The sequence below is a fragment of the Mesorhizobium sp. M7A.T.Ca.US.000.02.2.1 genome (assembly GCF_003996995.1).
Lineage (GTDB): Bacteria > Pseudomonadota > Alphaproteobacteria > Rhizobiales > Rhizobiaceae > Mesorhizobium.
This window is the reverse complement of record NZ_RZTT01000296.1, coordinates 1-7,680: the sequence shown is the minus strand read 5'-3', so window position 1 is coordinate 7,680 and position 7,680 is coordinate 1. Positions and strand designations below refer to the sequence as shown.

8 protein-coding genes are annotated in these 7,680 nt (G+C 62.6%); all 8 read right to left on the bottom strand.

The features are described 5' to 3' along the window. On the bottom strand, positions 1 to 228 hold a 228-nt coding region (locus EOD15_RS23930; RefSeq protein ID WP_148129627.1), incomplete at its 3' end, for a Tex-like N-terminal domain-containing protein. A 127-nt stretch (positions 229 to 355) separates the two neighbouring features. After that, entirely contained in the window at positions 356 to 1,537 is a 1,182-nt protein-coding gene (locus EOD15_RS23925; RefSeq protein ID WP_127408887.1) for a serine hydrolase, read from the bottom strand. Positions 1,538 to 1,574: 37 nt separating this feature from the next. Beyond that, on the bottom strand, positions 1,575 to 2,771 hold the full coding sequence (locus tag EOD15_RS23920) for a serine hydrolase (RefSeq protein ID WP_127323092.1): 1,197 nt from the start codon (positions 2,769 to 2,771) through the stop codon (positions 1,575 to 1,577). A 236-nt stretch (positions 2,772 to 3,007) separates the two neighbouring features. Further along, positions 3,008 to 4,042 (bottom strand): extracellular solute-binding protein, encoded by a 1,035-nt coding sequence (locus tag EOD15_RS23915; protein ID WP_127268195.1) that lies wholly within the window; start codon positions 4,040 to 4,042, stop codon positions 3,008 to 3,010. A 28-nt stretch (positions 4,043 to 4,070) separates the two neighbouring features. Further along, the gene (locus EOD15_RS23910) at positions 4,071 to 4,874 is read right to left on the bottom strand and encodes an ABC transporter permease (protein ID WP_127268194.1); all 804 of its coding nucleotides are present in this window, start codon (positions 4,872 to 4,874) and stop codon (positions 4,071 to 4,073) included. Then, positions 4,867 to 5,787: an ABC transporter permease gene (locus EOD15_RS23905; RefSeq protein WP_127268193.1), complete on the bottom strand. Its 921-nt coding sequence runs from the start codon at positions 5,785 to 5,787 to the stop codon at positions 4,867 to 4,869. The genes EOD15_RS23910 and EOD15_RS23905 overlap by 8 nt, the downstream gene beginning before the upstream one ends. Next, the gene (locus EOD15_RS23900; RefSeq protein WP_127321800.1) at positions 5,787 to 6,881 is read right to left on the bottom strand and encodes an ABC transporter ATP-binding protein; all 1,095 of its coding nucleotides are present in this window, start codon (positions 6,879 to 6,881) and stop codon (positions 5,787 to 5,789) included. Before EOD15_RS23900 ends, EOD15_RS23905 begins: the two co-directional genes overlap by 1 nt. A 141-nt stretch (positions 6,882 to 7,022) precedes the next feature. Then, positions 7,023 to 7,680: amidohydrolase family protein (locus tag EOD15_RS23895; RefSeq protein WP_148129626.1), on the bottom strand; the 658-nt coding region annotated here is incomplete at its 5' end.

The following is a 7,680-nucleotide window of genomic DNA, read 5'->3' as shown; positions in this document are numbered from 1 at the left end:
AAGGATGGTGTCGCGACGCGCATCGAGTTCGCGCAGATAGGCAAGGCGTTCGGCAAGATCGCGCAATTGCGTGTCGTCGAGCCCGCCGGTGACTTCCTTGCGGTAGCGCGCCACGAACGGCACTGTCGCGCCCTCATCGAGCAGTTCGATCGCCGCGGCCGCCTGTTCGGGCCGCGCGCTGATCTCGGCCGCGATGATGGCTGCAATGCGCTTGATGTCGGATGCCATGTCGTACCTGCTCTCGTCCAAAGAGCGGCGACCATAGGCGCAGACGTCCGGTCCGCCAACCGCCGCGTTTCCATGAGCCCGGCGGGTCCACAGGAAAGCGCGCGCTAATGTGGCGGCCAGGCGAGGATCAGACCATCCGGCTCAGCGCCTCGAAGAAGGCGACGATTTCGACATCGAGCGGATCGTCGACCGGCTCGGGCTGCGACGACATCTTGGCGATCACCACTTCGGTCCTGGGATCGACATACAGCCACTGGCCATGAATGCCGATGCCGCAATAGGCGCCGTTCGGCAAGCCCGTCTGGTACCATTTGTTGCGATAGCGGCCCTTCGGGAACAGCGGCTGCATCGCGCCGCGCTGCCAAGCGTCGGAACTGCCGCCGCTAGCAACCGTATCGCGCACCCAGGCTTCCGGCACGATGCGGCGGCCATTGGCCACCCCGCCTTGCCGCATCATCTCGCCAACACGCGCCAGGTCGCGCGGCGTCACCGAAATACCGCCGGCCGTGCGCGCCGTGCCTTCCATGTCGACGCCGATCGAGGCTTCGCTGACAGCGCCGAGCGGCAGCCACAGCTTCTCGCGCATCAGGTCGGTGAACCGCTGGCCCGACGCGCGCTCGAGCAGCAGGCCGAGCAGGTCGGAATTCGGCGAGCGGTAGCGGAAGGTCTGGCCATGCGGCTCTGCAAGGCATTGCAAGGTCAAAATGAATTCGCGCAGGCTCTCCGTGCCGCCGCCCGGATTCCACAGCGTGGCGCGACGATAGCGGGCGAAAGCGCTCTCCGGATCGAGATAGGCCTCCTCGAAATCGAGGCTGACGCTCATGTCGAGCACATGCCGCACGCTCGCATCGCCATAGGCAGAGCCGGCGGCTTCAGGGATGTAGGCCGTCACCGGCGCTTCCGGGTCGAATACGCCCTCGCCTTCCAGAATGCCGGCAATGATGGCGGTCAGCGACTTGCTGATCGAAAAGATGATGTGGCGGGCGCCGAAATCCATATGCGGGGCGAACCAGTCGCCGACGATCTTGCCGTCTTTCATCACCGTCAGTGCGTCGGTGCTCGAACGCCCGAGAAATTCAGCCACTGTCTCCGATGTGCCGGCGATCGCGACCTTTTCGCCGAGCAGGCCGCCCATATCGCGCACGGGGGTTTCGACAACGCCCGACGTCGCCGCCACGCGGGCGGTCGGCACCAGTTCGCCGAGGTTCTGGAACGACCACCGGTTGAAGGGGTTCTCGCGCCAGTTGGCGAGCACCACCTGGTTGCGCCGGAAGCCATAGCGGGTCTCGAACACGGTCTTGCCGGTCATGGCGTTTCCTTCCGGGTCGTTTCTTCTTTGTGGGGGCTCAGCGAAGTGCCGTGGCGATAGCGTGCACGGCCTTCAGCGTCGCTATGGAATAGGCACCATTGGCGAAATCCGGCCAGGTCGAAAGCTTCACCACGACCATTCCGGTGTTCCAGTCGATATGGATCATCTGACCGAACACGCCGCGGCACATCAGTGCGCGCGAGCGCGGATCCTCGATCCAGAACTGGTTGCGATAGCTGCCCTCCGGCAGGCTGGGGCTGAAGTCCGGCCCATGCCTGCCGTTGCGCGTCGCCTCGACCCAGCCGGACGGCACGACGCCGCCACCATTGTCGAGGATCAGCTGGCCGAAGCGGCCATAGTCGCGCAGCGTCGCGTTGAAGCCACCGTCGGCCACCGCATAGCCGGCGCTATCGACCGTGAAGCAGGCGCTTTCATCAGCGCCGAGCTTTTGCCAGAGTTCTTCCGAAACTACCTGCGGCAGCCGTTTGCCCGTCACCCGCTCCATGATGAAGGCAAGCACGTCGGTCTCGATCGAGCGGTATTCGAATTGAGCCCCGTGCGGGCGGATCGTGTCCTTCAAGCCGAGGATCAGCTCGAACATGTGCGAGGGCCAACGAAAGGCCGGATCGCTGTCCGGCGGCACCGGCTTCCAGCCGGTGGCGACATCGACCTGGCCGATGTCGGAATAGCGGTCGGTATATTCCTCTGAGAAACGGACGCCGCTGGTCATGTCCAGCACATGCTGGACGCTGGCGCCGGTCCAGCCGGTAACGCCGAGTTCCGGCAGGTAATCTGTTACCAGTCTGGCCGGATCGATCAGGCCGCGCCCGACCAGTATGCCGAACACCGAACCGGTAACGGACTTCGCCATCGACTGCGACAAGTGCAGCGTGCGCTCATCCATGCCGTTGAAATAGCGCTCATAGGCGACCTTGCCGTCCTTGAGCACCAGAAAGCCGTCCGTATAGGTCTCGTCGAGCAGCCCGGCGAGCGTCGTCGGCATGCCCTCGCTGTCCTCGACCGCCAGCCCGTCGAGATCGGCCTCGGCGCGTTCGAAGCGGTGGCGATGGCCATTGCCGCGCCAGACTTCGGCGGTCGGCAGAATTTCACGGATGTGCTGGAACGCCCAGCGGTTCCACGGCGGCCGGTCCCAGTCGAGCTTCGGCGGTACCATGGCGGGCGGCGAGCCCTGCATGATCGGCGGCCGCGCGTCGCTGTTGCGGTATGACTGCATGAGAATCCCCTGCCGCCGCATGCCGCTCTTCAGTTCACTTGAATGAGGGCGGTCTGCACAGCGGACGAAAAAGCCCCCGATTGGGCCTTTCGAGTGACGAACGCCCGACGCCATGGCGAAGAGCAATGCCGGCAGGCCAGGTGAGGGGCGGCGCGAACGCTGGGAATTCAGCGCTACCCCTCATACGGCCCTTGACCCGCCGTCTTCCAACTCGCGCGGGAGAAGGCGGAGTGCCGCTATTTCTGAACGTCCGTCCAGATGCGCGTGTAGAGTTGCTGCACCTCGGGCGAGCAAGGGGTGAGGAACTCGCCCGCTTTCTCCAGTTCTGGCGGTACCACCAGTTCGGGCGCATCCTTCATGTCGGCTGGCAAGAATGCCTGCGAGCCCTTGATGCCATTGGCATATTTGGCGAAGGCGGAGATCATGGCGGCGTTCTCGGGATCCATGATGAAGTTCATGAACAGCTTGGCGTTGTCGACATTCTTGGCATCCTTGAGGATGGCAACACTGTCCATGAAAAAGGGGAAGCCCTCCTTCGGGTAGCCGAACTTGATGTCGGGGTTCTTGATGCGCGAGCGCATGATGGCGCCGTTCCAGTAGTAGACGGCCGAATAGTCGCCGGCCGGTAGCTTATCGGTCACGCTATAATCCATGGCCAGCCATTTCGGCTTGGCCTCCACCAGCTTGTCGCGCACTTTCTTGAGCAATTCCTTGTCGTCCGTGCACCAGTTGCCGCCCAGATACTTGATGGTGGCGAACAGCACGTCGTTCATTTCCGGCGCGACATTGATCTTGCCAACCAGTTCCTTCGGCGGATCGAGGAAGATGGCCGAGGTGTTGATGTCGCCGTCATAGACCTTTGTGTTGACGCCGATGCCGGTCACGCCCCACTGCCACGGAACCGTATAATGACGGCCCGGATCCCAGGGAACGTTCACCCAGCGCTCGTCGACATTCTTGAAGTTCTCCATCTGGTCGGGCCGGGCCTCAAGCAGAAGCCCTTCCTTCACCCAGATCGGCACGTAGTTGGCCGACGGCACCACAATGTCGAAGCCATGACCACCGGCGCGTACCTTTGCTAGCGCGGTGTCGTTGGAGTCGTAGTCGGTGGTCGTCACCTTGACCTTATAGGTATCCTCGAACTTCTTGATCATCTCGGGGCTAGTGTAGTCGCCCCAATTAAAGATGCTGAGTTCGCCTTCCGCATACGCGCTGCCCGCAAAGGCAAACATTGCGAATACCGCCGTGGCAGCCGTGGTCTTCCATTTCATTGCTATTCTCCCGTTTGGCAATCGTTGGTTATGGCTTGCGCCTATTGACGAAGTAGAACACGGTTACGAGCACCACCGACAGCGCAAGAAATACCGTGGCGATCGCATTGATTTCCGGGCTCGTTTCGCGCCGCAACTGGCCGAGCATGTAGGTGGGCAGCGTATCCTGGCCGCCGGACTTGACGAATTCGGTGATGACCACATCGTCGAGCGAAATGACGAAGGCGAGCATGAAGCCCGCGATGATGGCCGGCCTCAAGAGCGGCAGCGTCACGAAACGGAAGGCTTTCCAGGGCGTGGCGTATAGGTCGGCGGCTGCGCGCTCCAGCGTCAGGTCCATGCTGTCCAGCCGCGCCCGGATCGGCAGGTAAGCGAACGGGATGCAGAAGGCGGTGTGGGCGGCGATCAGGTAACCGAGTCCTGAGTAACCGGTCCAGACCTTGATGCGCGAGAACACGATCAGGAGCGCGACGCCGGTGACTATCTCCGGCACCATCAGCGGCTGGTTGATGAAGGCGTATTTGAAGGTAAGGCCGGGATAGGGCCGCGTGCGGGTCGTGGCCAGAGCAGCCATGGTGGCGGCGATCGTCGACAGCGCGGCGGCCGAGACTGCCAGCACGAGCGAGCGGACGGAGGCGTCCTGCACAGCCGAATTGTGCCAGGCCGAAATAAACCAGCGCAGTGAGACGCCATCCCAGCGCGAAAGCGAATCCGCCGTGTTGAACGAATAGGTGACGAGCGCCGCGATCGGCAGATAGAGCGCGAAGAAGGTCAGAAGCGCCATGAACCCGAAGCCGGGTTGCGCCTGGATGTCGAACGGACGCTTAGCCATGGGCTCCCTCCGACCGGGATGCGTTGCGCACGTAGAACAGGAGCGCGATCATCACCAGCACCATGAGCGTAATTGAGATGGCCGCGCCAAGCGGCCAGTTACGGCCCGCGCCGAACTGCAGTTCGATCAGGTTGCCGAGCATCATGTTCTTGCCGCCGCCCAGCACCCGCGGAATGACATAGGCGCCAAGCGAGGGAATGAAGACCAGTATCGAGCCGGCTATGACGCCGGGCTTGATCAACGGGAAGACGATGCGGCGCAGAACCTGCCAGCGACCGGCGTAAAGGTCATATCCGGCCTCGACCAGCCGGAAGTCGAGCTTCTCCATCGAGGCGTAGATCGGCAGCACCATCAGAGGTAGGTAGACATAGATCATGCCGAGCAAGATGGCCGCGTCGGTATTCATGATCTGCAGCGGTTGCTTGATGATGCCGAGCGCCATCAGCGCCGTGTTGACCAGCCCTTCGTTGCGGATCACCTGCTGCATGGCGAAGGTGCGGATCAGGAGATTAGTCCAGAACGGAATGGTGACGAGGAAAACCCAGACCTCGCGCGTCTTCGGCGGTCGCGTGGCGATGAAATAGGCTGTGGGGAAGCCGAAGAACAACGTCAGCACGGTGGTGTAGAACGACAGGCTTATCGAACGCCAGAAGATCGACAAATGCGCATCGGCGAAGGCCAGAGTGTCGTCGAAGATGTCGCGCTGCAACAGCACCGACAGCCAGCCATCGGTGGAGAATTTCCACACCACGCCGCCATAAGGGCCCGGCGTCAGGAAGGAATAGATCACGACGATCAGCAGCGGGCCGGACGCCGCCAGGAAGATGATGATCAGTGCCGGCGCCGACAGCACCCACCGATCGCGGATATCTCTGCGTTCGGCTTCCTTGGCGACTTCTTCCGCGCTCGCCATCAGTCCCTCACCACTTGCGCGGCGTCATTGCCGACCACGATGCCGACCTTGTCGCCGCGCTCGAAGCCGCAGCCCGCGCTGCGCGTGTTCTGCTGGCGCACGGTGAAGACCTCGCCGCTGTCGAGCCGCACATATATATGAGTGTCGGTGCCGAAATAGACGATGTTGTCGACAGTGCCGGACAATTCGCCCTTGTCCTTGGTCAGCTTGGCATGCTCGGGCCTCACCACCACGGTGGCGTTGTCCTTCGGCTGGAAGCCCTCGGCAACGGTCGCCTCGATGGTCGCGCCGGATTTGAGTGTGGCGCGCGCCTTGCCATTGCCGATGTTCGAGACCGCGGCGGTGAGAAAGTTGGTTTCACCGATAAAGTCGGCGACGAAGCGCTCCGCCGGCTTGTCGTAGATGTCCCACGGCGAGCCGACCTGCAGGATCTTGCCCGCCGACATCACCGCAATGCGATCCGACATCGTCAGCGCTTCTTCCTGGTCATGGGTGACGAAGATGAAGGTGATGCCGGTCTCATGCTGCAGTCGTTTCAATTCGATCTGCATGTCCTTGCGCAGCTTGAAGTCGAGCGCCGACAGCGGTTCGTCGAGCAACAGCACCTTCGGCTGCGGCGCCAGCGCCCGCGCCAGAGCCACGCGCTGCTGCTGGCCGCCGGAAATCTGGCCGGTGCGGCGGCCGGCGAGAGCTTCCATCTTGACCAGCTTCAGCATCTCGGCGACGCGCGCCTTGATCTCGGCCTTCGGCTTGCCCAGCATTTCCAGGCCAAAGCCGATATTGTCGGCCACCGTCATATGCGGGAACAGCGCGTAGGACTGGAACACGGTGTTGACCGGCCGCTTGAAGGGCGGCAGCGGCGCGATGTCCTGGCCGTAGAGCAGGATCTCACCGGCGGTTGGAAAGTCGAAGCCGGCGATCAGCCTGAGCAACGTCGTCTTGCCGCAGCCGGATGGCCCCAGCAACGTGAAGAATTCGTTCTCGCGGATAGATACCGAGACCGTGTCGAGGGCAGCTACCTGCCCCTCACCTGATCCGAAAATTTTTCTGACGTTTACTACTTCAATCGCATTCCGATCCGGTTTGTCCGGCACGATTACGCCTCACTGTTGACCCCGCTCTTGCTGGCGGAGCTTTTCCCCTGTTCGATGTGACCACATGGCCGGTGGGTTGGCAAGCCCGGCATTGGGTCACAGTTCAATCAGTCATTGAGGCCTGCAAGCCCCATGCCATAGTCAGGCCTGATAGGTGACCTTGCCGCCGCAAATCGTCGTCACCGGCCGCACCTTGTGCAGGTCGGCCGGGGCGGTGTTCTCGATATCCATCGACAAAACCACCAGATCGGCCATGTAGCCTGATTTCAGCGTGCCCTTGCGGTGCTCGGCGAATTCGGCATAGGCGCCCTCGATCGTGTAACCGGCGATCGCTTCATGCAGTGAGAAACTCTGGTCCGGGTCGCTTTCTGCCCACGGTTTGCGCAACACCGCCGCCTGAATGCCCAGGATCGGATCGATCGGCGACACCGGCCAATCGGATGCGAAGACGACATGCGCGCCGGCATCCTTCAAGGTCCGCCAGGCATAGCTCAGCGGCCAGCGCGCCGGTCCGATGCGCGATACCGTCGGCTCCAGTGGAAAATCCATTGCGCCCGGCGGATGCGGCGGTTGCATGGAGGCAATGACGCCGAGTTCGGCGAAACGCGGCACATCAGCGGTGGTGGTGACCTCGATGTGCTCGACGCGGTGACGGCTGTCGCGCTTGCCGTTCGCCTTCTGCGCCGCCTCATAACCGTCGAGCACCGCGCGCACCGCGCCGTCGCCGATCGAATGCACGGCGATCTGCAGCCCGCGTCTGTCGACCGCGACGGCCAGATCGATGAACTGTTGCGGCGTG